23 protein-coding genes, 1 tRNA gene and 1 riboswitch are annotated in these 26,646 nt (G+C 65.6%); of the genes, 3 read left to right on the top strand and 21 right to left on the bottom strand.

Annotated features, from left to right (window positions below):
* On the top strand, window positions 1-1,612 hold a 1,612-nt coding region (locus AC5RUQ_RS17940), incomplete at its 5' end, for an amylo-alpha-1,6-glucosidase (RefSeq protein WP_493948686.1).
* Between the two features lie 864 nt (window positions 1,613-2,476).
* Here the strand turns inward: AC5RUQ_RS17940 and AC5RUQ_RS17945 are convergent.
* Window positions 2,477-2,558, bottom strand: a tRNA-Leu gene (locus AC5RUQ_RS17945).
* 203 nt (window positions 2,559-2,761) lie between these two features.
* On the opposite strand from AC5RUQ_RS17945, the gene AC5RUQ_RS17950 reads away from it, so the two are divergent.
* Window positions 2,762-3,367, top strand: a complete 606-nt coding sequence (locus AC5RUQ_RS17950; protein WP_163163231.1) for an ANTAR domain-containing response regulator — start codon at window positions 2,762-2,764, stop codon at window positions 3,365-3,367.
* A gap of 67 nt (window positions 3,368-3,434) precedes the next feature.
* Here AC5RUQ_RS17950 and pyk read toward each other — a convergent pair whose 3' ends face one another.
* The 11 genes from pyk to hisI form a co-directional block, all read right to left on the bottom strand.
* Complete coding sequence (gene pyk, locus AC5RUQ_RS17955) at window positions 3,435-4,925, bottom strand: pyruvate kinase (protein ID WP_493948687.1); 1,491 nt, start codon at window positions 4,923-4,925, stop codon at window positions 3,435-3,437.
* A 64-nt stretch (window positions 4,926-4,989) separates the two neighbouring features.
* The gene (locus AC5RUQ_RS17960; RefSeq protein WP_493948688.1) at window positions 4,990-6,447 is read right to left on the bottom strand and encodes a glutamate synthase subunit beta; all 1,458 of its coding nucleotides are present in this window, start codon (window positions 6,445-6,447) and stop codon (window positions 4,990-4,992) included.
* Window positions 6,440-11,053: a glutamate synthase large subunit gene (gltB, locus tag AC5RUQ_RS17965; RefSeq protein WP_493948689.1), complete on the bottom strand. Its 4,614-nt coding sequence runs from the start codon at window positions 11,051-11,053 to the stop codon at window positions 6,440-6,442. The genes AC5RUQ_RS17960 and gltB overlap by 8 nt, the downstream gene beginning before the upstream one ends.
* Window positions 11,054-11,316: 263 nt before the next feature.
* Window positions 11,317-12,483, bottom strand: coding sequence for a prolipoprotein diacylglyceryl transferase (gene lgt, locus AC5RUQ_RS17970; RefSeq protein WP_493948690.1), 1,167 nt, complete (start codon window positions 12,481-12,483; stop codon window positions 11,317-11,319).
* 3 nt (window positions 12,484-12,486) lie between these two features.
* Window positions 12,487-13,314, bottom strand: a complete 828-nt coding sequence (gene trpA / locus AC5RUQ_RS17975) for a tryptophan synthase subunit alpha (RefSeq protein WP_493948691.1) — start codon at window positions 13,312-13,314, stop codon at window positions 12,487-12,489.
* The gene (trpB, locus tag AC5RUQ_RS17980) at window positions 13,311-14,639 is read right to left on the bottom strand and encodes a tryptophan synthase subunit beta (RefSeq protein WP_493948692.1); all 1,329 of its coding nucleotides are present in this window, start codon (window positions 14,637-14,639) and stop codon (window positions 13,311-13,313) included. Before trpB ends, trpA begins: the two co-directional genes overlap by 4 nt.
* Before the next feature lie 117 nt (window positions 14,640-14,756).
* Window positions 14,757-15,578, bottom strand: coding sequence for an indole-3-glycerol phosphate synthase TrpC (trpC, locus tag AC5RUQ_RS17985; protein WP_493948693.1), 822 nt, complete (start codon window positions 15,576-15,578; stop codon window positions 14,757-14,759).
* Window positions 15,578-15,865, bottom strand: coding sequence for an HGxxPAAW family protein (locus AC5RUQ_RS17990; protein WP_458778783.1), 288 nt, complete (start codon window positions 15,863-15,865; stop codon window positions 15,578-15,580). The genes trpC and AC5RUQ_RS17990 overlap by 1 nt, the downstream gene beginning before the upstream one ends.
* A gap of 103 nt (window positions 15,866-15,968) precedes the next feature.
* Window positions 15,969-16,613, bottom strand: a complete 645-nt coding sequence (locus AC5RUQ_RS17995; RefSeq protein WP_493948694.1) for a Trp biosynthesis-associated membrane protein — start codon at window positions 16,611-16,613, stop codon at window positions 15,969-15,971.
* Entirely contained in the window at window positions 16,613-18,175 is a 1,563-nt protein-coding gene (locus tag AC5RUQ_RS18000) for an anthranilate synthase component I (RefSeq protein WP_493948695.1), read from the bottom strand. The genes AC5RUQ_RS17995 and AC5RUQ_RS18000 overlap by 1 nt, the downstream gene beginning before the upstream one ends.
* Window positions 18,176-18,287: 112 nt before the next feature.
* A complete protein-coding gene (hisI, locus tag AC5RUQ_RS18005; RefSeq protein ID WP_493948696.1) occupies window positions 18,288-18,737 on the bottom strand; it encodes a phosphoribosyl-AMP cyclohydrolase in 450 nt (149 codons plus the stop codon).
* Window positions 18,738-18,849: 112 nt separating this feature from the next.
* Between hisI and AC5RUQ_RS18010 the strand changes: the two genes are divergently transcribed.
* Complete coding sequence (locus AC5RUQ_RS18010; protein WP_493948697.1) at window positions 18,850-19,494, top strand: TIGR03085 family metal-binding protein; 645 nt, start codon at window positions 18,850-18,852, stop codon at window positions 19,492-19,494.
* An 83-nt stretch (window positions 19,495-19,577) separates the two neighbouring features.
* Here AC5RUQ_RS18010 and hisF read toward each other — a convergent pair whose 3' ends face one another.
* From hisF to rpe, 9 genes are all read right to left on the bottom strand, one after another.
* Window positions 19,578-20,354, bottom strand: a complete 777-nt coding sequence (hisF, locus tag AC5RUQ_RS18015; RefSeq protein WP_163163211.1) for an imidazole glycerol phosphate synthase subunit HisF — start codon at window positions 20,352-20,354, stop codon at window positions 19,578-19,580.
* A 49-nt stretch (window positions 20,355-20,403) separates the two neighbouring features.
* A complete protein-coding gene (gene hisG, locus AC5RUQ_RS18020; protein ID WP_163163209.1) occupies window positions 20,404-21,264 on the bottom strand; it encodes an ATP phosphoribosyltransferase in 861 nt (286 codons plus the stop codon).
* Between the two features lie 89 nt (window positions 21,265-21,353).
* Window positions 21,354-21,617, bottom strand: coding sequence for a phosphoribosyl-ATP diphosphatase (locus AC5RUQ_RS18025; protein ID WP_015936881.1), 264 nt, complete (start codon window positions 21,615-21,617; stop codon window positions 21,354-21,356).
* A 101-nt stretch (window positions 21,618-21,718) separates the two neighbouring features.
* Window positions 21,719-22,207, bottom strand: a complete 489-nt coding sequence (ribH, locus tag AC5RUQ_RS18030; RefSeq protein ID WP_493948698.1) for a 6,7-dimethyl-8-ribityllumazine synthase — start codon at window positions 22,205-22,207, stop codon at window positions 21,719-21,721.
* Window positions 22,208-22,242: 35 nt separating this feature from the next.
* Window positions 22,243-23,022, bottom strand: a complete 780-nt coding sequence (ribA, locus tag AC5RUQ_RS18035; RefSeq protein ID WP_493948699.1) for a GTP cyclohydrolase II — start codon at window positions 23,020-23,022, stop codon at window positions 22,243-22,245.
* Entirely contained in the window at window positions 23,019-23,756 is a 738-nt protein-coding gene (gene ribB, locus AC5RUQ_RS18040) for a 3,4-dihydroxy-2-butanone-4-phosphate synthase (protein ID WP_493948700.1), read from the bottom strand. The genes ribA and ribB overlap by 4 nt, the downstream gene beginning before the upstream one ends.
* A complete protein-coding gene (locus AC5RUQ_RS18045) occupies window positions 23,753-24,397 on the bottom strand; it encodes a riboflavin synthase (RefSeq protein ID WP_493948701.1) in 645 nt (214 codons plus the stop codon). Before AC5RUQ_RS18045 ends, ribB begins: the two co-directional genes overlap by 4 nt.
* Window positions 24,397-25,530 (bottom strand): bifunctional diaminohydroxyphosphoribosylaminopyrimidine deaminase/5-amino-6-(5-phosphoribosylamino)uracil reductase RibD, encoded by a 1,134-nt coding sequence (gene ribD, locus AC5RUQ_RS18050; RefSeq protein ID WP_493948702.1) that lies wholly within the window; start codon window positions 25,528-25,530, stop codon window positions 24,397-24,399. The genes AC5RUQ_RS18045 and ribD overlap by 1 nt, the downstream gene beginning before the upstream one ends.
* A gap of 176 nt (window positions 25,531-25,706) precedes the next feature.
* A riboswitch (FMN riboswitch) is annotated at window positions 25,707-25,858 on the bottom strand.
* Between the two features lie 39 nt (window positions 25,859-25,897).
* Window positions 25,898-26,575 (bottom strand): ribulose-phosphate 3-epimerase, encoded by a 678-nt coding sequence (rpe, locus tag AC5RUQ_RS18055; RefSeq protein WP_493948703.1) that lies wholly within the window; start codon window positions 26,573-26,575, stop codon window positions 25,898-25,900.
* Between the last annotated feature and the right edge of the window lie 71 nt (window positions 26,576-26,646).

Below are 26,646 nucleotides of genomic sequence, written 5' to 3' on the forward strand. Positions count from 1 at the left end.
GCAGTGGAGCACGGTCCTCACTGTCATGCCCGACTCTGAGAGAGCCCGCACCGAGGGCGCCGCTGTCGCCGCGTTCGCCCACACTGAGGAGGACGGACTGTCGCCAAGCGACCGGCGCCGGCAGGCGTGGGTGGCGAAGATCCCCGTGCTGCAGATGGGAAACCGCTCCATCGAACGGACCCTGCGACGCAGTTATGACGATCTAGGTGCCCTTCGCATTGAGGACCCGAATTACCCGGAGCGGGTGGTTGTGGCCGCCGGGGCGCCATGGTTCATGACCCTGTTCGGCCGCGACTCGCTATGGGCTTCTGAAATGGCGCTGCCCGTGGACCCGTCCCTGGCGCTGGGGACGCTCCAGACACTGGCAGACCGGCAAGGAACCGTCGTTGACCCCATAAGCGAGGAGGAGCCGGGAAAGATCCTGCATGAAGTTAGGCTCGATGTATCCAGCGGTTTATCCCTGGGAGGCAAGTCCATCTACTACGGCAGCGTAGACGCCACTCCCCTGTTCGTAATGACCCTAGGATCAGTCAGCCGCTGGGGATTCGCCAAAGACATCATCGGCGCCCTCCTGCCCCATGCGGACAGGGCTTTGGACTGGATACGGGATTATGGAGACAAAGACGGTGACGGGTTCGTTGAATATGAACGTCTCAACCCAGGGGGATTGATCAACCAGGGCTGGAAGGACTCCTGGGATGGCATCAACTTCGCCGACGGCTCTTTAGCCGCACCACCAATCGCACTCTGTGAGGTGCAGGCTTATGTCTACGCCGCTTACTCGGCCCGTGCCTGGATGGCCTACGACGACGGCGACGTCACTCTCGGTGACGAGCTCGCCGAGCGGGCGAAGCAGCTGAAAAAACAGTTCAACGAGCAGTTCTGGATTCCGGAACGCGGATACTACGCCGTCGCCCTCGACGGGCAGAAGCGGCAGGTTGACTCATGCGCCTCCAACATGGGCCACTGTTTGTGGCTTGGCATCGTAGATGAGGACAAGGCCCCACGGGTTGTCAACCATCTGATGTCCCCGGAAATGTTCAGCGGCTGGGGAGTAAGGACCCTGGCCAGTAACATGGGGGCCTATAACCCCGTGAGCTACCACAACGGATCCGTCTGGCCCCACGACAACGCGCTCATTATGGCCGGCCTTCTGCGCTACGGCTTCACGGCGGAAGCACAACGGATCTCCACAGCGCTGCTCGAGGCGGCCGAATACTCGGACGGCCGCCTGCCCGAGCTGTTCTGCGGTTTCAGCCGGGACGAGTTCACCGCACCGGTGCCCTACCCGACAGCCTGTTCCCCGCAGGCGTGGGCGGCGACTACTCCAATCCTGCTGGTGACTAGCCTGATGCGGTATGACACTCACGTTTCCCGCGGAGGGTTCTGGCTGGATCCCGTTCTTCCAAAGTCATACGGCGACCTGCACATCACGAACGCTCCCCTGGGCGACGGCCGAATAACCATCGACATTGCCAATTCGGTCCCCTCCGTCAGGGGACTGCCCGACGGAGTCGTGTACCACCGCGGGCACCGGCCATGGATGACAGAACTCGTTAATCAAGCAAGCCTGGGCCGAAAGGCAAAGGCGCCGAGGAGCGCGTCGGACTGAGCGGGATCTTGGCAAGTCGTTCGGCAGGGTCTACCGCCGAAAGGGCTGACAAGCAGCAGGCGGTTTGGACAAGAGTGTCAGGCGGTCTGTTCCCAAACCCGGCGCTTTCCGCTGTCCCTTGAAGTCATCGCTATCGAGGACTTCAAAAGCACAGACGAGAAGCTCAACGTGCGATCAGCAGGCTAATACCCGCCGCTCTTGAACGCAGGCAGGGAATTTTGGTCATACAACGCCATTACGGCAAGTACACCGTTCGCATCAACCACGGAGTGCCATGCGGCACAACTCGGGAGTCCCGCCAATAGATCGTGTGAACGTGAACCAGAGGACGCGACAACTTGGTTCCGCACCGGTCATTAAGCCTTGAGGACAAATTTAAGTCCGAATACCGGCTGCTCGTGCGAGTGAGTAGGAGGTTGCCTTTTCTTGATGAGCTACACCCCAACCTGACAGGTGTGAGAGTCAGGCACGTGCACGTTCCCTAAAGCAGATGTAAGTGTTGACACTGTCAACACTTCTTTGGCACGGCAGACGCCCGGGGCAGCGCTCCTGATCACCCGGGAAGAGCCGCGCACGAAGGTCCGAAAGGAAAAGTCCCCGAAGTCATGTCGTTCCCGCTCCCCCGGCTCATGTTCAGGTGCAGGGCACACCCGGTCCTACCGAGAAAACCGGAACGAGGAAGCGCCAGAACACAGTCGGAGCAGGCGGAGGGCCCACCGGCCAGGGCACTGAACCCGCCACCCACACACCTGAATAGGCCACGCGGCGGCCAAGCCACAGTCCGCAACCCAACCCGTCATTGGACGCAATGCAAGCTTTGTACACACGTCAAAGCAAATTCGCCTCTGACGAGGGAAAACGTCGTGCCCGAGGTGGGACTCGAACCCACACACCTTTCGATACCGCATTTTGAGTGCGGCGCGTCTGCCAATTCCGCCACTCGGGCGCGGATTACATGAAGCAAAAGGCTACGCCCACAGCTGATTGTGAGCAACGCGATCGTTTCACGTACGCGGAATTACTCTACATGCAGATAGGCTGAATTCCAGAATCGCGCCGCCGACGCCGCACCTGACCATGCAGATCAAGTACAGGACCGGGCGCACCTAAGATAGTGATGTCCCCGCCGTACCTTTCCAAGGAGATCCCGTGACTGAACAGACGGAGTCAAAACCCACGTCCCAGCCGGCGCGCCGCGTCGTTGTGGCCGAGGATGAAACCCTCATCCGCCTCGACATCATCGAAATCCTGCGCGGCGAAGGCTATGACGTCATCGGCGAAGCAGACAACGGCGAGAAGGCCGTCCAGCTGGCTGAAGAGCTGAAGCCGGACCTGGTCCTGATGGACGTCAAGATGCCCGTGATGGACGGCATTTCCGCAGCAGAGAAGATCGTCAAGGCCCGCATCGCCCCCGTGGTGCTGCTGACCGCCTTCAGCCAGAAGGAACTCGTCGAGCGCGCCCGCGATGCCGGCGCCATGGCCTACGTGGTCAAGCCCTTCACCCCGGCCGACCTCATCCCGGCCCTGGAGATCGCCCTCTCCCGCCACGAGGAGATCAAGGCCCTCGAAAGCGAGGTCTCCGACCTCCAGGAGCAGTTCGCCACCCGCAAGCTCGTGGAACGCGCCAAGAGCCTCCTCACCACCAAGATGGGCCTTACAGAGCCGGAAGCTTTCCGCTGGATCCAGAAGACCTCCATGGACCGCCGCCTTAGCATGCGCGAAGTGGCAGAGACCATCATCAACCAGGTCAACTAACTGCACTGTCATAGACAGAAGAAAGGACCCCTGCCAACCGGCAGGGGTCCTTTTCTTATCCGAAAGCCTAGGCCTTCTTCTTCTTTTCCGGCCAGGGACCGAGCTTTTCCTTGTTGCTGGCGGCTTCGCCAACACGTGTGGAGTCGGCGAGGTCGCCCACCTTGTGCACCTTGAGGGAGTTGGTGGAGCCGGCCTTTCCGGGAGGCGACCCGGCGGCAATAACCACCAGGTCGCCATCGTCAACGAGGCCCATCTCCAGGAGACTGCGGTCAACCTGTGCGGTCATTTCGTCGGTGTGATCCACCATCTGGACCAGCACCGGCTGGATGCCCCAGGTCAGCGCCAGCTGGTTCCAGACCTGCTCCACCGGAGTGAACGCGAAGACCGGCTTGATGGGGCGCAGGCGCGAAAGACGGCGCGCGGAGTCGCCGGACTGGGTGAAAGCACAGATGTACTTGGCGTCCAGCTGGTCGGCGATTTCGACGGCGGCACGGGTGATGGCGCCGCCGCGGGTCTTGGGCTTGGTGCCCAGCGGAGGAACGCGCTCAAGGCCGTGGACCTCGGTGGACTCGATGATCCGGGCCATCACCTTGACCGTCTCGATCGGGTACTTGCCCACGCTGGTCTCGCCGGAGAGCATAACAGCGTCCGCACCGTCCAGGACTGCGTTGGCGCAGTCTGAGGCCTCGGCGCGGGTGGGGCGGGGGTTGTCGATCATGGATTCCAGGACCTGGGTTGCCACGATGACCGGCTTGGCCCAGCGGCGGGCCAGTTCGATGGCACGCTTCTGGACGATCGGCACTTCCTCCAGCGGAAGCTCTACGCCAAGGTCGCCACGGGCCACCATAATGGCATCGAACGCGTCGATGATCTCGGGGAGCTGCTCCACAGCCTGCGGCTTTTCGATCTTGGCGATGACCGGCACGCGGCGGCCTTCCTCGTCCATGATCTCGTGCACGCGGGCGATGTCCGAGGCGTCACGCACGAAGGACAGGGCCACCAGGTCAACACCGCGGCGCATGGCCCAGCGGAGGTCGTCCTCGTCCTTTTCGCTCAGTGCGGGGACGTTGACGGCAACACCGGGAAGGTTGATGCCCTTGTTGTTGGACACCATGCCGCCCACGGTCACCTCTGCTACAACCTTGACGTCGTCCACAGCCGTGGCACGCAGGGCCACTTTGCCGTCGTCGATCAGCAGGGCGTCGCCCACGTTGACGTCCTCGGTCAGGCTCTTCAGCGTGGTGGAGCAGATGTCCTTGGTGCCAGGGACGTCCTCGGTGGTGATGGTGAAGGTGTCACCCACGGCAAGGGCGTGCGGACCGTCAACGAACCGGCCCAGGCGGATCTTGGGTCCCTGCAGGTCGGCCATGATGGCCACAGCCTTGCCAAGATCGGCTGCAGCCTTCCGCACGTTCTCGTAGGTGTTGTCATGCACGGAGTAGTCGCCGTGACTCATGTTCATACGGGCGACGTCAACGCCGGCCTCCAGCACCGCGAGGGTGTTTTCGTAGCTGGCAATTGCCGGGCCGAACGTAGCCACAATTTTTGCGCGTCTCATATACCTACCCTATTGGTCTCTTGCATTGGTTAAGTTGTCGTGGAGGTGAACCCTCGATGCTGCACTAGAGGACGGCGATGGCCCGGTCGGTGGGCGCCACGGGTGCGGGCAGGATGGTGCTGCCCATCAAGTACTTGTCCACTGCTGCTGCAGCGGCGCGTCCCTCGGCGATGGCCCAGACGATCAGGGACTGGCCACGCCCGGCATCGCCGGCAACAAAGACACCCTCGGTGTTCGTCATGTAGTAACCGTCGCGGGACACATTGCCGCGGCCGTCGAACTCTGCGCTGACCTGTTCGGTGATGCCTGCGGGCTCGGCCCCGGTGAAGCCCAGGGACAGGAAGACCAGGTCCGCAGGGATGATCCGCTCCGTACCGGCCTTGGGCAGCCGCTTACCGTCCACGAATTCCGTTTCGGCCACCTTGACGCCGGTCAGCTTGCCGTTTTCACCGACAAACTCCACGGTGGAGGCAAGGTAGGTGCGTTCGCCGCCTTCCTCATGCGCGCTGGCCATTTCGAAGAGCGTGGGGAACGTGGGCCACGGCTGGTGGCCCGCCCGCTCTGAAGGCGGCTGCTTGCCGATGGCAAGCGTGGTGACGGACGCAGCACCGTGGCGGTGCGCCGTGCCCAGGCAGTCCGCCCCGGTATCGCCGCCGCCAAGAATGACAACGTGCTTGCCCTGGGCATGGATCTGGTTCTCCACCGGCTCCCCCGCAACCACGCGGTTCGCGGGAACCAGGTAATCCATGGCGAAGTGCACGCCTTCGAGGTCGCGGCCCGGGATGGGCAGGTCCCGCGGAACGGTGGCGCCGGTGCAGACCACGACGGCGTCATAGCGCCTGCGCAGCTGCTCCCAGGTAACGTCCGTGCCCACGGCTACACCGGTGCGGAAGCGGGTTCCCTCCGCCTTCATCTGCTCGATGCGGCGGTCGACCTGCTCTTTTTCCATCTTGAAGTCGGGGATGCCGTAGCGCAGCAGGCCGCCGATCTTGTCGTCGCGCTCGTACACGGCCACGGTGTGGCCCACGCGGGTCAGCTGCTGCGCGACGGCCAGCCCGGCAGGCCCGGAGCCGACGACGGCAACGGTCTTTCCGGTCAGGCGTGCGGGAGGCAGCGGGCTGACCCAGCCGTTGTCCCAGGCTTCGTCGATGATGGAGACTTCCACCTGCTTGATGGTCACGGCAGGCTGGTTGATTCCCAGCACGCAGGACGCCTCGCACGGGGCGGGGCACAACCGGCCGGTGAACTCAGGGAAGTTATTGGTGGCGTGGAGGCGCTCGATGGCTTCCTCGCCCTTGTCCCGCCACATGAGGTCGTTCCACTCGGGAATGAGGTTGCCCAGCGGGCAGCCCTGGTGGCAGAACGGCACGCCGCAGTCCATGCAGCGGCCGGCCTGGGCCTTCAGGGTGCCCTTCTCCTGCGCCTCGTACACTTCCTTCCAGTCCATGATGCGGACGGGAACGGGACGGCGCGGCTGGGTCTCACGCTGACGTACTTTCAAAAATCCGCGTGGATCAGCCACCGGTTACCTCCAGGATTCGAGACCACACTTCTTCGCCGTCGGGGTCCAGGCCCTCTTCGATGGCGTCGAGACGGGTTTGCAGCACAGCCGCGTAGTCGCGCGGCAGCACCTTGGTAATGCGGGCAGCGGTGTCATCGAAGTTCTCGAGGAGGCGCGCGGCCAGCTGGGAATCAGTTTCTTCAACGTGCTTGACCAGGAGGCCGTGCACGATGTCGCGGTCCTCGGCATCCAGCTCGCGGAGCTGGAGTTCACCGGACTGCAGGGCGTCCTTGTTGACCTTGGCAGCGTCCAGGTCAAGGACGTAGGCGGTGCCGCCGGACATGCCGGCACCGAAGTTGCGACCGGTGCGCCCGATGATAAGGGTCTGGCCGCCGGTCATGTACTCGCAGCCGTGGTCGCCAATGCCTTCGACGACGGCGGTGGCGCCCGAGTTGCGGACCAGGAAGCGTTCGCCCACCTGGCCGCGGAGGAACATCTCGCCGCTCGTGGCGCCGTAGCCGATCACGTTGCCGGCGATGACATTGGTCTCGGCCTTGAAGACGTTGGTGCGGTCCGGGCGGACGATGATGCGCCCGCCGGAAAGGCCCTTGCCCACGTAGTCGTTGGAGTCGCCGAACAGCCGCAGGGTGATGCCTGCGGGCAGGAAGGCGCCCAGGGACTGGCCGGCGGTGCCGCTGAGGGTGACGTCGATGGTGTCCGTGGCCAGGACGTCCGTGCTGAACGTCTTGGTGACCACATGTCCCAGCATGGTGCCCACTGAACGGTCCGTGTTGATCACGTCCACCGAGATCTTCACCGGGCTGCGGTCCGTGAGGGCCTCAGTTGCCATGGTGATCAGCCGCTGGTCGAAGTGCTTGTCCAGCTCGTGGTTCTGGCCAGTCATGTTCCGCAGCGGGGCGTCGTCGTCGAACTCCAGCCCGTGCAGGATCGGATCCAGGTCCAGGCCGTCGGCCTTCCAGTGGTTGACGGCATCCCGGGCGTCGAGGACCTCCGCGTGGCCGATGGCCTCTTCCAGGCTCCGGAAGCCCAGCTCAGCCAGGATTTCGCGGACTTCCTCTGCCAGGAACTCGAAGAAGTTGACCACGAACTCGGGCTTTCCGCTGAAGCGTGCCCGGAGCTCCGGGTTCTGCGTGGCCACACCCACCGGGCAAGTGTCCAGGTGGCAGACGCGCATCATGATGCACCCTTCCACCACCAGCGGGGCGGTGGCGAAGCCGAACTCCTCGCCGCCCAGCAGCGCAGCGATCACAACGTCACGGCCGGTCTTGAGCTGTCCGTCCACCTGCACCACAACGCGGTCGCGCAGACCGTTGAGCATCAGCGTCTGCTGGGTCTCGGCGAGGCCCAGCTCCCACGGGACACCGGCGTGCTTGAGCGAGTTCAGCGGCGAGGCGCCGGTTCCGCCGTCGTGGCCGGAAACGAGCACGACGTCGGCCTTCGCCTTGGTCACGCCGGATGCCACCGTGCCGATCCCGACTTCCGACACCAGCTTCACGTGCACACGGGCCGAGGGGTTGGCGCGCTTCGCATCGTAGATGAGCTGCGCGAGGTCCTCGATCGAGTAGATGTCGTGGTGCGGGGGCGGGGAGATCAGTCCGACACCGGGCGTCGAGTGCCGGGTCCGGGCCACCCACGGGTAGACCTTCTGAGCCATCAGCTGGCCGCCCTCGCCGGGCTTGGCTCCCTGCGCCATCTTGATCTGGATGTCGTCGGCGTTGGTCAGGTAAAGGCTGGTGACACCGAAACGGCCGGAGGCAATCTGCTTGACCGCGGAACGGCGCTTCGGGTCGAGCAAGCGCTCCACGTCCTCGCCGCCTTCACCGGTGTTGGACTTGCCGCCCAGCTGGTTCATGGCGATCGCCAGCGTCTCGTGGGCCTCCTGGGAGATGGAGCCGTAGCTCATGGCGCCCGTGGAGAACCGCTTGACGATGCTGGAAACCGGCTCCACTTCCTCCAGCGGAACCGCGGGACGCTCATTCTTGAACTTGAGCAGGCCGCGGAGGGTCATCAGGTTCTGGGACTGGTCGTCCACTCCCCTGGTGTACGCCTTGAAGATGTCGTAGCGGCGCTCACGGGTAGCGTGCTGCAGCCGGAAGACGGTCTCCGGGTTGAACAGGTGCGGCTCGCCGTCGCGGCGCCACTGATACTCGCCGCCGCCGAGGAGCGGACGGTGGGGCTGCTCGATGCCGCCCTCGGGGTACGCCATCTGGTGCCGTGCCGAAACCTCGGCCGCAATGACGTCCAGGCCCACGCCGCCAAGCTGCGAGTGGGTGCCGGCGAAGAATTCATCCACCAGTTCCTGGCCCAGGCCCAGCGCTTCGAAAGTCTGGGCGCCGGTGTAGGACGCAACGGTGGAGATGCCCATCTTGGACATGATCTTCAGGACGCCCTTGCCCAGGCCCTTGATGAGGTTGTAGACGCCGTCCTGCGGGGTGACCCCGGTAACGTCGCCGGCGGCAATGAGCTGCTCCACCGATTCCATGGCCAGGTAGGGGTTGACGGCGGACGCGCCGTACCCGATCAGGACTGCGACGTGGTGCGTCTCGCGGACGTCGCCGGCTTCGACCACCAGAGCAGTCTTGGTCCGGTTGGCGCTGCGGAGCAGGTGGTGGTGCACTGCGCTGACCAGGAGCAGGGACGGGATGGGCGCCCACTGCGCGTTCGAATCACGGTCGGACAGCACGATGTACTGCACGCCGCGGTTGATGGCGCCGGATACCTGCTCGCAGATTTCCGTCAGCCGGGCACGGAGCGCGTTCTCGCCGCCTTCGGGGCGGTAGAGCCCGCGGACCTTCATCGCGACGCGGTTGCCGTCGGCATCTTCAATGTTGGCGATCTTGGCGAGCTGGTCGTTGTTGATGACCGGGAACGGCAGCTGGACCTGGGGCTGGCGGACCTGCTTGGTGTCCAGGAGGTTGCCGTTGGGGCCGATGGCACAGGTGAGCGACGTGACCAGCTCTTCGCGGATGGCGTCCAGCGGCGGGTTGGTCACCTGCGCGAAGGACTGCACGAAGTAGTCGAAGAGCAGCCGGGGACGCTTGGACAGCACGGCCACCGGGGTATCCGAACCCATGGCGCCCAACGGCTCTGCACCGGTGCGGGCCATCGGGCCCAGCAGGATCTTCAGTTCCTCGGTGGTGTAGCCGAAGGTGCGCTGGCGGATGTTCACCGACGCGGCGGTGTGGACCACGTGCTCGCGCTCGGGCAGGTCGTTCAGGTCGATCAGGTTGTCCTTGACCCATTCCGCCCACGGGTTGGCGGCAGCGACTTCCGCCTTGACCTCTTCGTCGTCGATGATGCGCCCGGCGTCGGTGTCCACCAGGAACATCTTGCCCGGGGACACGCGGCCCTTTTTGACCACCTTGGAGGGTTCGACGTCGATGACGCCCACCTCGGAGGCGAAGACGATCAGGCCGTCCTCGGTGATCCAGAAGCGGCCCGGACGCAGGCCGTTGCGGTCCAGGGTCGCGCCCACCAGGTTGCCGTCGGTGAAGGAAACAGCTGCCGGTCCGTCCCACGGCTCCATGAGCAGGGAGTGGTACTCGTAGAAAGCACGGCGGGCCGGGTCCATGGTGGCGTGGTTTTCCCACGCCTCCGGGATCATCATCATGATCGAGTGGGTGATGGGGCGGCCGGAGAGCCACAGCAGCTCGGCTACCTCGTCGAAGGACGCGGAGTCCGAGGCGCCGGGGGTGCAGATGGGGTACAGCTCTTCCGGCGAGTCGCCCAGCAGCGGGTTGGCGAGCTGGGACTGGCGGGCGCGCATCCAGTTGCGGTTGCCCTTGACCGTGTTGATTTCGCCGTTGTGCGCGATGGTGCGGAACGGCTGGGCCAGCGGCCAGGACGGGAAAGTGTTGGTGGAGAAGCGCGAGTGGACGATCGCGAGCTTGGTCTTAAAGCGCTTGTCCGAGAGGTCCGGGTAGAACGGCTCGAGCTGGGCGGTGGTGAGCATGCCCTTGTAGACGATGGTCCGCGAGGACAGCGACGGGAAGTAGACGCCGAACTTGTTCTGGGCGCGCTTGCGGATCCGCCAGGCGCGGGAGTCCAGCTCGTTGCGGTCCAGCTCCTCGCCCGTGGCGGACGCCAGGAAGGGCTGGGAGAAGTAGGGCATGCAGGCGCGAGCCATGGCACCGACGAGGTCGGCGACGATGGGCACCTCACGCCAGCCGAGGACCTTTAGGCCCTCGTCAGCCGCGAGGCCCTCGATGCCTGCCTTGGCGGCGTCGGCCTCGCGCTGTTCGGCGGGGAGGAAGGCGGTGCCGGCAACGTACTGGCCCGGGGCGGGAAGTTCGAACTCCGTGACCGCGCGGAAGAACTCATCCGGGATCTGCATCAGGAGGCCTGCGCCGTCACCGGTGCCTTCGTCAGCGCCCACGGCACCGCGGTGCTCCAGGTTGCGCAGGGCGGTGAGGGCGGCGTCCACAATGTCGTACCCGGGCTCACCTCGGAGCGTGGCGATGATCGCAAGACCGCAGGCGTCCTTCTCCTGCTCCGGGTTGTACAGCCCGCTTGCCTCCGGCAGCGCGGCGAAGCGCTTGAACGGCGACATGGCAACCTCAGGCTGGTCCGGTTCGGACCAGCTGGGAGTGTGAAGAGTTTGGCTCATGGGAGACGTCCTTCCTCCTGATCGTGCGTATGGAAGGGACACCGTTGGCCCCACTCGTCGGCGCCGCGGTTATGGGCACAACAAAGTGTTGATTACTGGAAATTGTAGGTCAGCGTAGCCTGCTGAACTAACAGTTACGCAGGCCCCTGCCCCGGGCAACACTGGGCAGCAGCTCTATGCTGTCCAGGGCGGCCCCGATGCCACGACACTGTGGTGATTGGGCGCTTCGAGCGGTGGCTCTGCTGCCCTGCCTGGCCTGCGCGCTACTTGGTAGCGCCGGCTTCCGGCGCGGTTCCTGTGGCCGTGCTGCCGGAACTTCCGGCAGCGTTTGCATCCGGTCCTGGCTTGGGGCCTGCCGGCGCAGCCTCGGCTTCTTCCGTGGGGACGGAAGCACGCCGGGAACCGCTTTGGTTATCAGGGAGATTATCACGCGAACCACTATCTGAGACAACGGTGTCCGTATCACGGACCCGATCGCCGGACGCTGAAACAGCGTTTTTATCCGGCTCCGCCTCATGGTTTTCCGCCGGTTCCCGGCCCTCCAGGTATACACTGTCCGGCTCCGTGCGCTTCTTCCTTCCCAGCAGGATGAACGCCACAAGGGCTGCCAGGAAAACGAAGATGCTGGTCCATACATTGAGGCGGGTGGTGATGCCGAACAGCGAGATCTGCTCAGCGTCGTCGATGCGCATGGCTTCGATCCAGACCCGGCCCAGTGTGTAGTACATCGCGTAGAGCCAGAACAGCCTGCTGCGGCGGAAGTTGAACTTCCGGTCCAGGGCGAGCAGGATGACGACGCCGGCCAGGTTCCACAGCGATTCGTAGAGGAACGTGGGGTGGAACAGGGTGTCGGCAGCGACACCGGCGGGGAAATTGGCGTTGTCGGCGTCGATCTCCAGCCCCCACGGCAGGGTGGTGGGGCCGCCGAACAGTTCCTGGTTGAACCAGTTGCCCCAGCGCCCCACGGCCTGGGCCAGCAGCAGCCCGGGTGCGGCGGCGTCAAGGAAAGCACTCAGCTTGACCCCGCTGCGCCGACAGCCGATCCATGCCCCCACCACGCCCAGGACCACGGCGCCCCAGATGCCCAGGCCGCCCCGCTGGATCTGCGGGATCAGGGAGAGGTCCCCGGTGCCGTCGAAGCCGGGACCGAAGTAGGCGTCCGGGGACGAAACGACGTGATAAAGCCGGCCGCCGATGATGCCGAACGGGATTGCCCAGACGACGATGTCCCAGACGCTGCCTTCAGGTGCTCCGCGCTTTGCCCAGCGGGCCGAGGTAAGCCACAGGCCCACCACGATGCCTGCCAGGATGCACAGGGCGTAGGCGTGGATGCGCAGCGTCCCCCATGGCAGGGGAATGTCGAAGCCGGACCAGTCCGGGCTGGGGATGCTGGCCGGCACCATGGCGGCTGCCTGAAGGAAGGTCTGCATGGATTAGGCTTCTTCCTCTGTCAGTCCGGTGTCACGGCTCAGTCCGGTGCTGAGGTCCTTAGTGAGCGCAGCGACGGCGTCCACTCCCCCGTCGCGGATTGCGGCTACCAACGCCGTGCCCACGATGACGCCTTCGGCGTACGCGGCGATCTCGCGGACCTGGCCGGCGTTGGAGACGCCGAGTCCCACGCAGACGCGCTCGGCGCCGGCCGCGTGGGCCGCAGCCACCACGTCCTTGGCCGCCGTGCTGACCGAGGTCCGGGCGCCGGTGACGCCCATGATGGACACCGCGTAGACGAAGCCGCGGCTGGCGTCCACGGTCCGCTGCATGCGCTCGGTGGTGGAGGACGGTGCCACAAGGAACACCCGGTCCAGGCCGTATTTGTCCGACGCTTCCATCCACTCGGCGGCCTCGTCGGGGATGAGGTCCGGGGTGATGAGCCCGGCTCCCCCAGCCTCCGCCAGGCGCCGCGAGAACTCGTCCACACCCATCCTGACCACCGGGTTCCAATAGGTCATGACCAGGACGGCGGCGTCGGTCCTGCTGGTGATGCCTGCCACGACGTCAAAGACCTGGCGCACCGCGAAGCCGTTTGCCAGCGCCTCCGTGGTGGCGGCCTGGATGACCTGGCCGTCCATAACCGGATCGGAGTAGGGGATGCCGATCTCGATGAGGTCTGCGCCGTTTTCCGCCAGCGCGATACCGGCGGCGATTGTCTGTTCCACGCTCGGGTAACCGGCTGGCAGGTAGCCGATGAGGGCGGCGCGGCCCTCGGCGCGGGCCTTGTCGATTGCCGCCGCTGACTTGCTGATGGTCTGTGCAGTGGTCACAGCTGCTCCCCCTCTTTGCCGATTTCCGACTCGGCGGAATCCTTGTCCAACAGGTCAAACCATTCGGCTGCGGTGGCCACGTCCTTGTCGCCGCGGCCGGAAAGGTTCACGATCACGATCTTGTCCTGCGCCGTCCCGCCGCCGGCGGCGGCTTCGTCTGCAAGCCGCTGCCCCACCTTGATGGCGCCGGCCAGGGCGTGCGCGGACTCGATGGCGGGGATGATGCCTTCAGTGCGGCACAGCAGCCGGAACGCTTCCATGGCCTCGCTGTCCGTGATCGGCTCGTAGCTGACGCGCCCAATGTCGGCGAGGTAGGAGTGCTCCGGGCCGACGCCCGGGTAGTCGAGGCCGGCGGAGATCGAGTGGGACTCGATGGTCTGGCCGTCGTCGTCCTGCATGAGGTAGGAGCGGGCGCCGTGCAGAACGCCGGGCTTGCCCAGCGTGATGGTGGCCGCGTGGCGGCCGGTCTCCACGCCGTCGCCGCCTGCCTCGAAGCCGTAGATCTTGACCGACGGATCGTCAAGGAAACCGTGGAAGATGCCGATGGCGTTGGAACCGCCGCCGATGCAGGCGCAGACGGCGTCAGGGAGCCTGCCTTCCTGCTCCAGGATCTGGGCGCGGGCTTCCTCGCCGATTACTTCGTGGAAGTACCGGACCATGGCCGGGAACGGGTGCGCGCCGGCTGCGGTGCCGAGGAGATAGTGGGTGTTGTCCACGTTTGCCACCCAGTCCCGCAGGGCGTCGTTAATGGCGTCCTTGAGGGTCTGCGAGCCGCTGGTGACGGGGATAACGGTGGCGCCAAGGAGCTCCATGCGCGCAACGTTCAGCGCCTGGCGCCGGCAGTCCTCCGCGCCCATGTAGACCACGCATTCCAGGCCCATGAGGGCGGCGGCGGTGGCGCTGGCCACGCCGTGCTGTCCTGCGCCCGTTTCGGCGATGACGCGGGTCTTGCCCATGCGCTTGGCGAGCAGGGCCTGGCCAAGGACGTTGTTGATCTTGTGTGAACCGGTGTGGTTCAGGTCCTCGCGTTTGAGGAAGATCCGGACTCCCCCGGCATGCTGGGAGAAGCGCTTTGCTTCCGTCAGGAGGGAGGGACGGCCGGAGTAGTTCTTGTTCAGGTCCGCGATCTGGGCCCGGAACTCGGGATCCTCCTTGGCCTTGTCGAAGGTCTCCTCGAGTTCGTCCAGCGCGGCGATGAGGGACTCCGGCATCCAGCGTCCCCCGTAGCTGCCGAAGTAGGGTCCCGGGGCGTGCTTGAGGGAGCCGCCCTGCAGGAATGCTTCCGCGGCGTTGTTGTCAGCGTTCGCTGAGGGTGCGTCAGCCATCAGTCCCGTCCTGTTCCAGTAGGTCGTTCAGTAAGTGTGGTATCCCGGCTGGGGGCCGGGACAGATCCGCGGGCGGCAAACAGCCCCTGTCCACAGTGGTGTGCAGGGGCGTTTCGGTCAGCCGCGGGCGGCGATGGCGGCGGCGCCGGCCGCCGTAAATTCGGCAATCCGCTCACGCGGCGTGGAGTGGCTCACCAGGGCCTCACCCACCAGGACTGCGTTGGCGCCGCTGGCGGCGTAGTGCGTGACGTCGTCCACGTCGCGGACGCCGGACTCCGCGACCACGAGGGCCTCGGCCGGAATCAGCCCCGCCAAGGAGGCGAAGATGGAACGGTCGACGTCGAGCGTCTTCAGGTTCCGCACGTTGACACCGATGATTCGCGCCTGGGCGGCGACGGCCCGTTCAATTTCCTCTTCGGTGTGCGTTTCCACCAGCACGTTCATGCCGAGTTCGGAGCTGAGCGCCGAATACTCGGTGAGCTGTGCGTCGGAGAGGGCCGCCACGATCAGCAGGACCAGGTCCGCGCCGTGGGCGCGGGCTTCCCAGATCTGGTACTCGTCGAGGGTGAAGTCCTTGCGGAGCAGCGGAACGTCAACCGCGGCGCGCACGGCATCGAGGTCCGCAAGTGACCCGTTGAAGCGACGCTGTTCGGTGAGGACGCTGATGACGGAGGCGCCGCCGTCGGCGTACTGCCGTGCGAGGGAGGCGGGATCGCCGATCGCGGCGAGGTCGCCCTTGGAGGGGCTGCGGCGTTTGATCTCCGCGATGACTTTCAGCTGTTCCCGGGACGGAGAGGTACCGCCGAGGGCGGCCCAGGCGTCGCGGGCAGGCGCTGCGGCCTGGGCCCGGTCCTTGAGTTCAGCGAGGGAAACGAGGCGTTTCCGCGCGTCCATATCCTCCCTGACACCGGCGTTGATGTCATCGAGAACAGTTGCCATCAGTGGCCGGAGTTCTTCAGCTTGCTGCCTTCGACGCCGTAGCCTGCCTTGCGCATGATGAAGCCGAGGATCAGCCCAAGCACCATCACGCCGCCGCCGGCGATGAAGATGGGGGTGTTGGCGATGACGAAAGCGATGGACATGATGAGGGCGCCCACCAGCATCACGATGACGCAGGTCCAGGCCGCGGGGCTGTTGCCGTGGCCGAGTTCCTGGCTGTGGTCAATGGCGCCGGGGGCTACCGTGCGGGTGCCTGACTTGGAAACGGACGCAGGTGCTTTGCTCATGGAAAATCTCCTCAGGGTGGATACTGCTTACATTCTGCCATTTATTGGCCGGTGGCCGCGTATCGGCGGCGTGCCCGCGGCGCCGGCCCAGGGCCGGGACGCCTCAGGTGGGGTCGTCGCCGCGGGAGAGCCGGTCCCAGCTGTCGATCTCGTCCACCGGACCTGCCGGCGGGGCCGCACTGCCGGCCGCGGGCGCGTCATATTTTGTCCGGGTCTTCCAGTACCGCCCGGCAGGGATGATGAGCAGGGCTGCCAGGGCCAGCAAACAACCGGCGACGACGGCGAGCACCGGGAAAGCCGTCACGGCCACGTGCGCCTGGCTGCCGGTGATCCCGGTTGCGGCTGCGATGGCCCCCTGCGATGCGGCCAGCGGATTGGCCAGGACCGTGGCCGCGGCGGCAACGATCCCGGCCGCCGCCAGGACGATGATGGCCGTGATGATCCAACGTGCGATCCTGCCGGCGATCGCGGCGGCGAGCCCGCCCGCGAGAGCCACCAGGGCCAGCGCTGTGACGGCAGTGGCGGCCTTGCTGCCCTGGACCTCCAGCGCCGTTTGCACGGCACCGGCCTGGCCCACCTGATTGGGGTCAAGCGTGACCGTCATCCATGTTTGGGTGGTGGTGCCGAATACTGCCAACGCCAGAACGGCGACGAGCAGGACCAGCGTCGACTTTCGTGCCCAGGCAGGGGTGGGGGAGTTCTTTTTGGCGGTGGCCGCCCGGCCTGCTGCCGGATCCAGGCCGGACATCAGGAACCGGTCCCGCCCGGCAAGGTGTCCGCCGAGATGTTCTGCAGCGAGCCGGCCGTGTGCACCGCGCGGAGCGGAGCCGCAGCCTTGTTGACAGTCTCAAGGGCTTCGGTGGGGTTCACCGAGTCAGCCACGATGCCTCCGCCGGCCTGGACGTACGCCCGGCCCTCACGGAGCAGTGCGGAGCGGATGGCGATGGCCATGTCCATGTCGCCAGCGAAATCCAGGTAGCCCACCACTCCGCCGTAGATGCCGCGGCGGTGCGGTTCAAGCTCGTCGAGGAGCCGCAGGGCGCGGGGCTTCGGGGCTCCGGACAGGGTTCCGGCCGGGAACGTGGCCTTCAGGACGTCGTAGGCCTTCGCCTTCGGCGAGAGCTGGCCCACCACGGTGGAGACGAGGTGCATGATGTGGCTGAAGCGTTCCACCTCCATGAACTGGGTGACATCCACGGTTCCGGCCACGCACACCTTGGAAAGGTCGTTGCGGGAGAGATCCACGAGCATCAGGTGTTCTGCCCGTTCCTTTTGGTCCGCCAGGAGCTCCTCGGCGAGTGCCTTGTCCGCCTCGACGGTTTTGCCGCGCGGGCGGGATCCGGCGATGGGGTGCGTGATGACCTCTTCACCGGTGACGGTCACGAGGGCCTCGGGCGAAGACCCGACGATCGAGTACTCCCGGCCCTCGGCGTCCTCGAGGCTGAAGATGTACATATAGGGGCTGGGGTTGGTGTTGCGCAGCACCCGGTACACATCCAGGGCGGAGGCCTTGCACTCCATCTCGAAGCGGCGCGAAATCACCACCTGGAACACCTCGCCGTCCACGATGGCTTCCTTGCCGCGGTCCAGCGCAGCCAGGTACTCGGCTTCATCCCAGCGCTCCTGGACGCTGGAGGCAAAGTCCAGCGCCGCCGGCGCCACAACCGAGACGGGCTGCGCCACCGGGGTGCTGACCTTGGCCAGGAGCGCCTTGACCCGCGCCACGGCGTCATGCCAGGCCTCGTCCACGCGTTCGGAGCTGTCATCGAAGTTGATGGCGTTGGCGATCAGCAGCACCGTGCCGTCGACATTGTCGTGCACAGCCATGTCGGTGACGAGGTTCAGCGCCATCTCCGGCAGCTGCAGGTCATCCTCGGGCGGGCTCACCAGGCGCTCCCAGTGCCGCACGGTTTCCCAGCCCAGGAAACCCACCAAGCCGGAGGTAAAGGGCGGCAAGCCATCGAACCTGTCCGTGCGGAGGGCTTCGATGGTGTCGCGGACGGCATCCACCGGGCTGCCGTCCACCGGGACGCCCGCTGGCGGCTCGCCCAGCCAGTGCGCGTTCCCGTCCTTGGTGGTCAGTGTTGCCCGTGACCTGGCGCCGATGAACGAGTAGCGGGACCATGCCCCGCCCACTGCAGCGGACTCCATCAGGAACGTTCCGGGCTGGCCCTGCGCAAGCTTCCGGTACAAACCAATAGGCGTCTCGGCGTCGGCAAGTACCTTGAGCCGTACAGGGATGACGCGGCTGTGGCCAGCCAGTTCCCGGAACTCCTCAAGGCCCGGGCTGATGATTCCAAGGTCCTGCATGGCTATGTTGTTCCGCCTGTTCTCATAGGGCCGGCTGCGCGGCGCCTGGTGGTGTGCTTGCAGGGGTGGCCAGCCCTCCCCCGCGTTCCGCAGCAACCTGCGGTGAAGAGTGTCAGCTTGCGTGGCCTGTGCTGACGGCCAGGTCCCTGCCGTCGAAGCAGGTTCGGGTGCCTGTGTGGCATGCGGCGCCCACCTGGTCCACGCGCACCAGCAACGCATCGCCGTCGCAGTCCATGGCCACGGATTTTACCCACTGGACATGCCCTGAGGTGTCTCCCTTGCGCCAGTACTCCTGGCGGGAGCGGGAGAAGAAGGTGACCCGTCCGCTGGTCATGGTCCGGTGCAGCGCCTCGTCATCCATCCAGCCCAGCATCAGCACCTCGTTGGTGTCGAATTGCTGCACGATGGCGGCCACCAGGCCTGCGCTGTCGCGCTTGAGGGCCGCGGCCAGCTCGGCTGGGAGCGGACTTGCCGGCGTGGACGACGTTCCGTCCGGTGCTTCCGGCGGCGCCGCGGGCACGACGGAATCAGTGGTTGGGGCGGGGGCGGGCTGCTCAGACATCAGGTCAAGTCTAGTGCCTTGGCCATGCCCCAATTCCTGTGTGAACAACGGCACGCGTGCCCCGCCGGCCACGCTGCCCAACTGCGCGGCTCTCGTGCTAGTTTCACAAGTGATGCATTTCGTCGACCCGTCCCGAGAAGTCCTGGCCGAAACCCTCCTTGCGGCGGGTCCCGACGCGCCCACGCTCTGCAAAGGCTGGCGCACCCGGGACCTTGCTGCGCACCTTTACCTGCGCGAACGCAAAGCCGCCGTGGGGCTGGGGCTGATCATCAAGCGCCTGGCGAAGGCATCAGACCAGGCCACGGCCAAGCTGGCCGCGAAGGTCACCACCGCGGATGCCTACGCCCGGCTGGTGAACACTTTCCGTGCCGGGCCGCCGGCCCTCTCGCCCATGAACATCAAGGGACTGGATGAGAGCGCCAACCTGATTGAGTACTTTGTGCATACGGAAGACGTGCGCCGCGCCGTGGACCGGTGGGCACCGCGGGCGTTGGACGAAGCCTATTCGGACGCCCTGTGGGATGAGCTCGTCAAGCGCGCCGCCATCCTCTACCGGGGAGTCGATCTTGGCATCGTCCTGGTCCGGCCCTCGGGACCGCGGCACGTTGCCAAGCGCGCACCGGTTTCGGTGGCCATCGTTGGCGAGCCGGGCGAACTGCTGATGCACGCCCACGGCCGCACCCGCCATGCCCTGGTCACCTTCGAAGGCCAGCCGGACGCCGTCGCCCTCCTGCAGTCCTTTGAAGTAGGGCTTTAAAGCCCAACGCGAGGTCACTTACGGCCCAATAATCCGAGGTTTTTGGGCAGGAAATGACCTCACGTTGCTTTTATCCGGAACTGTTACCTGACTTCGAAGCCGGCTTCCCTGATGGCCGTTTTGACCTGCGACATCATGTCATCCGGTCCCCAGTGGAAGATGGATGCGGCCAGCACTGCATCCGCGCCGGCCGCGACGGCGGGCGGAAAGTGCGCCGGCTCCCCCGCGCCGCCGGAAGCGATGATGGGCACCTTGACGGCAGCCCGGACCAGGCGGATGAGTTCCAGGTCGAAGCCGTCCTTGGTGCCGTCGGCGTCAATGGAGTTCAGCAGGATCTCCCCCACGCCGCGGTCCGCCGCTTCCTTTGCCCACGCGATGGCGTCAATCCCCGTGCCGGTGCGGCCGCCGTGGGTGGTTACTTCGAATCCCGACGGCGTGGGCTGGGACCCGGGGCGGGTGCGGCGGGCATCTACCGACAGGACCAGGACCTGGGAACCGAAGTGCCGGGTGATCTCGTCGATGACGTCGGGCCGCGCCACGGCTGCCGTGTTGATGGATGCCTTGTCCGCGCCGAAGCGGAGAAGCTTGTCCACTTCTGCCACGCCGCGGACCCCGCCGCCCACGCACAGCGGAATGAATACTTCCTCGGCGGTCCGGCGGACCACGTCAAAGGTGGTTTCGCGGTTGCCCGAGGATGCGGTGACGTCCAAAAAGGTCAGCTCGTCGGCGCCGGCGTTGTCGTACCGGTGGGCCAGCTCCACCGGGTCGCCGGCGTCGCGGAGGCCCTCGAAGTTGACGCCCTTAACGACGCGCCCGGCGTCCACGTCGAGGCACGGAATGACGCGTACGGCTACTGCCATGGGAACTCCTGGAATTCTGGGGTGCGTTGGTGCAGCGGTGCGTGCGGAATCAGATGCGGCAGGCGTGGATGCTGCTGACCAGGATGGCGCGGGCGCCAAGATCGTACAGCTCGTCCATGATTCGGTTGGTTTCCCTCTTGGGCACCATGGACCGCACGGCAACCCAGTCCGAGTCGCGCAGCGGAGAGACCGTAGGTGATTCCAGGCCGGGCGTCAGGGCAGCGGCCTGTTCAACAAGTTCCTTGCGGATGTCATAGTCCATCAGAACGTACTGGCGGGCCACCAGGACACCCTGCAGGCGGCGGATCAGGACCTCGATTTCCTTGGCTGTGCCGTTTGCGGCACCGCCTTCTTCGGTCCGCCGGATCAGGACGGCTTCGGACTTGAGGATCGGCTCGCCGAAAATCTCCATCCCGGCCGCTTTGAGGGTGTTGCCGGTTTCGACGACGTCCGCGATGGCGTCCGCAACCCCAAGCCGCACGGAGGATTCGACGGCACCGTCCAGGCGGACCACTTTGGCGTTGACGCCGCGTTCGGCGAGGTAGCCGCGGAGCAGGCCGTCATAGCTTGTGGCCAGCCGCTTGCCCTCCAGCTCCTCAACTTTGGCGAAATCCCCTACCGGCCCGGCGAAGCGGAAGGTCGAGGCAGCGAAGCCCAGCGGCAGCAGCTCTTCGGCTTCCACCTCGGCGTCCAGCAGCAGGTCACGGCCGGTGATGCCGACGTCGAGCGTTCCCTGCCCGACGTAAACGGCGATGTCGCGCGGACGGAGGAAGAAGAATTCGATGTCGTTGTCCGGGTCCACCATGACCAGTTCGCGCGTATCGCGGCGCTGGCGGTAGCCGGCTTCGGACAGCATGGCAGAGGCGGCTTCGGACAGGGAACCCTTGTTGGGGACGGCTACTCGCAGCATGGGAAATCTTTCTGGATTCAGGAGGTCTAGGTATTCAGGCAATGCGGGCCACGGCGGGCACCGGCGGCAAAGGCGCGCCGGACCGGTGGCTACAGATGCTTGTAGACGTCTTCCAGGGTCAGGCCTTTGGCGAGCATCAAAACCTGCAGGTGGTACAGCAGCTGGGAGATTTCCTCGGCCGCGGCTTCATCGGATTCATATTCGGCAGCCATCCATACTTCGGCTGCTTCCTCAACAACTTTCTTGCCGATGCCGTGGACACCGGAGTCCAATTCAGCGACGGTGCGGGAGCCTTCCGGGCGGGTGGCTGCCTTCTCGCTGAGTTCAGCGAACAGCGTCTCGAAATTCTTCACGCCCTCCAGCCTACTTGCTGCGGCACGAAGGGCGCCTGTCGGGCCGTTGCATGACGGGCGCGATGTGAGTGAACACACACGCGCCCGCCTGCGCCGGCGTGCTAGTTGCCGTACTGCTTGAGGACGACGGCGGTGGCAAGTGCCGCGGTAACGGCTTCGTGGCCTTTGTCTTCCTTTGAGCCGGGGAGGCCGGCACGGTCCAGGCCCTGCTGTTCGGTGTCGCAGGTCAGGACGCCGAAGCCCACCGGAACTCCGGTGCGCACGCTCACATCGGTGAGGCCCGACGTCGCCGCCTGGCAGACGTACTCGAAGTGCGGCGTACCGCCGCGGATGACGACGCCGAGGGCTACGACGGCGTCGAAGTGCGGTGCCAGCCGCGCGGCAGCTACAGGCAGCTCAAAGCTGCCCGGGACGCGTAGGACCGTGGGCTCGGCGATGCCGGCGTCCTTCGCTGCGCGCAGGGCTCCGTCCAGCAGCCCGTCCATGATCTGGGTGTGCCAGCTGGCGGCAACGATGGCCAGCCGGAGCTGTGACGTTTCGGCCAGGTTGAGGGTGGTGAGGTCGATATCGGGGGCGCCGTGTCCGCTCATAGGTAAGTGCTGTTCCGTTCAGTCTTGTTGGTGGGTCAGTCTTGCTCGTGGGCAAAGGAAGTATCAGGGGTTGTGACGGGCACTGCGAGGCCTACGTGGGTACCCAGAACCAGGCGGTGCTCCATGCGGTCCTTCTTGGTCTGCAGGTACCGGATGTTCTGGTCGCGGGACGGAACCTCGGTGGGGACCATTTCAACAACCTTGACGCCGGCCTTCGCCAGCCTGTTCTGCTTGTCCGGGTTGTTGCTCAGGAGCCGGACTTCGTGCAGCCCCATCTCGGCCAGCACCTGGGCGGCTGCTTTGTAGCACCGGGCGTCCACGGGCAGGCCCAGCTGTTCGTTGGCCTCCACGGTGTCGAACCCGGCCTCCTGCAGCGCGTAAGCCTTAATCTTGTTGGCGAGGCCGATGCCCCTGCCTTCCTGTCCGCGCAGGTACAGCAGGGTTCCGCCATGTTCACGGATCATTTCCAGCGCGTAGGCCAACTGCTCGCCGCAGTCGCAGCGGTAGGAACCGAAGACATCGCCGGTAAGGCACTCGGAGTGCAGCCGGACCAGCGGGGCCTGGCCGTCTTTGGGCGGATTGGGGGAACTGACGGCAAGGTGTTCGGCACCGGTCTCCAGGTCTATCCATGCCTGGGCGATAAAGTCGCCGAAAGCCGTGGGCAGCTGGACGATAGGTCCGCCGCTGACGGGATGGGGTACCGGGCCGTTGCCGGACTCTGCCTGGTGATGGCCGTTGGCAGGCGTGGTCCTGGGGTGGCCGTTGCCCGAATCGCGCAGGTGGTGGCCGTTTCCCGAAGCTCCGGAAGCCGTCATCGTATCTCCTCTTCTCCGCCCTGGCGTCCTGCCCGGGCGTTGCTGTCAGCCGACGTGCCCGCTGCCTCAAGGTACGCCACCAGGTCCTGGATTGAGATCAGGGGGCATCCGTGTTCCGCGGCGAAGGCACGGAGCCCATCCAGCCGCATCATCTCGCCATCGTCGTAAACAACTTCGGCGATGACAGCCGCAGCTTCCAGGCCGGCCAGGCGGCACAGGTCCACGGCGGCCTCAGTGTGGCCAGGACGTTCCCGCACACCACCGTCAACCGCACGCAGCGGAAAAATATGCCCGGGGCGGGTCACGGACGACGGTTCGGACTGCGGATCCGCGAGGACCCTGGCTGTGAGGGCCCGGTCCGTCGCGGAGATTCCTGTGCTGACGCCGATGGCGGCGTCGCAGGAAACGGTGTAGGCAGTGCCCTTGGCGTCCTCATTGACCGCCACCATGGGAGGCAGCGCCAAGGCGTCCGCGCGGTCGCCTGACAGCGGTACGCAGATGACGCCGGAGCTGTACCGGATGGTCCATCCCATTAATGCCGGAGTGGCGTGCTGGGCGGCGAAGATGATGTCGCCCTCGTTCTCCCGGTCCTCGTTGTCCACGGCCAGCACGGGCCGGCCGGCGGCGATGGCCCGGACGGCTTCCTCTATGGTGTTCAACCCTGGGGCTTTGTCCGTCCGGGTGCTGGCGGCGGCGGGGGCAACTGCGGGTTCGAACCGGACTGCGGCGTTCATCGTGCTCCTCCTTCAACAGCGGCGGGCGCTGGGGTGCTGAACGCAAGGAGGCGTTCGGTGTACTTGGCCAGGACGTCCACTTCCAGGTTCACCCGGCTGCCGGTGCTCTTGGCGCCGAGCCCGGTTTCGGCAAGAGTGGTGGGAATGAGCCCCACCTCGAACCAGGGGCTCTGCTCAGCTGCGGGGCTGACGGCGGTGACGGTGAGTGAGACGCCGTCGATGGCAATGGATCCCTTTTCCGCGATATAGCGGGCCAGGTTCCCGGGCACCCCGAAACGAAGCCTTTCCCAGTTGCCAAGCGGCTCGCGTTCCAGCAGCACGCCGACGCCGTCCACGTGGCCCTGGACTACGTGCCCGTCCATCCTGCCGCCGGCCGGGACACAGCGCTCAAGGTTGACGGCGTCACCGGGAGCCAACTCGCCGATGGTGCTGCGGACCAGGGTCTCCCCCATAACGTCCACGCTGAATTCCTTGCCGTCTATCTCGGTGGCGGTGAGGCAAACGCCGTTGACGGCGACGGACCCGCCCAGGGCGAGCCCTTCGGTGGAGCCCGGCGCGTACAGCCGGACGGTGGCGCTGGCATCTCCGTCCCGCTCGACGGACAAAACGTGCCCTTGCTCGGCAATAATTCCGGTAAACATCAGTAGCCTCCCTGGGCTTGCTCCGCGGTGGCGCGGGACGGTTGTGGGTGAAGTGTGGTTTGTGGTTCCAGGGCAACGGCGCGTTGCGGTCGAAGGTGGAGTCGAAGGTCCCGGCCCAGCGTCCGGACAGCGCCGCCGTCGGACGGGTCCCATTCCCACTGCTGCGCGTCGGCGAGGGTGGTGATTCCCAGGCCGGTGAGGGCCGGGGTTCCGGATCCAAGCAGCGTGGGGGCCAGGTAGACAATGAGTTCGTCAACGAGCCCGGCCGCGAGGAATGCGCTAAGGATGCGCGATCCTCCCTCGACCATAAGGTGGCGGATGCCGGACCCGTAAAGGGAGGAGAGCGCCTCCCGGGGGTCGCGGGTCGGAAGGTGCGTTACCAGGCCGTCGCTTCCACGGATGGCGGCGTCCGCCGGGATGTCACGCAGTCCCATCACGACCCGCAGCGGTTGTTTCCGGGCAAGGGTTCCTGCGACGTTGCGGGCAGTAAGGCGGGGGTTGTCCACCAACACGGTCTGGGTTCCCACGAGGATTGCATCGATGCGGCCGCGGATTGCATGGTTGTCCGCCAGGGATTCGGGACTGGAAATCCACTGGCTGGTGCCGTCCTCTGCTGCGATCCGGCTGTCCAGCGTCTGCGCGATATGCAGCGTGACGAACGGGCGTTTTGCCGCCACCGCCTCAAACCACCGGCGGTTAAGGTCCAGTGCTTCGCCGGCAGCCAGTCCGCTGCGCACGCGCACCCCCGCCTCCCTCAGGGTGGCGGCCCCGCCCGCGGCCGGGTCGTGGGGATCGTCCACGGCATAGACGACGTCGGTGATTCCGGCGGCGATGATCGCCTGGGAGCAAGGGCCGGTACGGCCGACGTGGTTGCAGGGCTCCAGGGTCACCACCATGGTGCAGCCGGACAGATCAAGCCCTGCGGCAGCCGCCTGGGCTATCGCATCTGCTTCGGCGTGGGCGGTACCTGCCCCGCGGTGGTAACCCGTGACGAGTTCGCGGCCCTCTGAATCGACGACGACGGCCCCCACCAGGGGGTTCGCGCCGCGGGGCCCCTGCAGGGCTGCGTTCAAGGCAGTGTCCATCGCAGCGGTCTCGGCGGCAGTAAAGGCAGTAACAACTCCGGCCGTCATGCGGGAGCCTCGATGGTGGTGCTGCCGGGTATGGCGGCAGCGGGATTTGTGGCGTTTAAGAGCCATCGCAGCAGGTTCATAGTGCTTGTGTCGTTCCTTCCCTCTAGAACCGCGATGGCTCCGGGGGTATACGACAGCAGAAGGCCGCGGCGTCTCATGACGCCGCAGAAACAGCTGTACGTGCTTCTCTCATCCAGACTTTAACTGTCGGTACCGGAATTTCACCGGTTCAACCGTCCGCCGGGATTCTCCCGAAGGAAAACCACCGGCTCGCGGGTCGCGGACTGTCACCGCCGGTTCGGACTTACACCGACCCCGGAGCACGTATGTGTGTTGCTATTGTGCCATAACGGCGTACGGCTCCCTGCTATTCCGCCGCCGCGCGTAACGTTTGGCTTCCTGCCTCCCGCAGACGGTTGATTGCCGCGGCCGGATCCTCGGCACCGTACACAGCCGAACCTGCAACGAAGACGTTGGCGCCGGCCTCGGCTGCACGGGTAATGGTGTCTTCGGTGATGCCGCCGTCAACCTGGATGGCCACGGCGATCCCCGAACCGTCGATGGCCCGCCTGGCACGCCGGATTTTCGGCAGGGTCACATCCAGGAACGCCTGCCCGCCGAATCCCGGCTCCACCGTCATGATGAGCAGCATGTCCAGCTCGGGGAGCATGTCCAGGTACGGCTCAACGGGCGTACCGGGCCGAAGCGCCATTCCTGCTTTGGCGCCCCTGGCCCGCAGTTCGCGGGCGAGTTTAATGGGCGCAATGGCGGCCTCTGCGTGGAAGGTGACTGATGCCAGGCCGGCATCTGCAAAACCGGGTGCCCAACGATCGGCATCGGCAATCATCAGATGCGCGTCGAGGGGCACCGGGCTTACGGCCTGGATCCGCTGCACCACCGGCAGGCCCATGGTGAGGTTGGGCACAAAGTGGTTGTCCATCACATCCACGTGCACCGCGTCCGCGTTGCTGATCCGCTGCAGCTCAGCCTCAAGATTGACGAAATCGGCGGACAGGATGCTCGGGTTGATGCAGCATTGCGTCACAGTGGGAACCTTTCACGGATCAGGTCTCTTTGCCGGTCAAGCCCTGGCGAACAGGGCCTCCAAGAAACCAA

The sequence above is a fragment of the Arthrobacter sp. MDT2-3 genome, assembly GCF_059090465.1.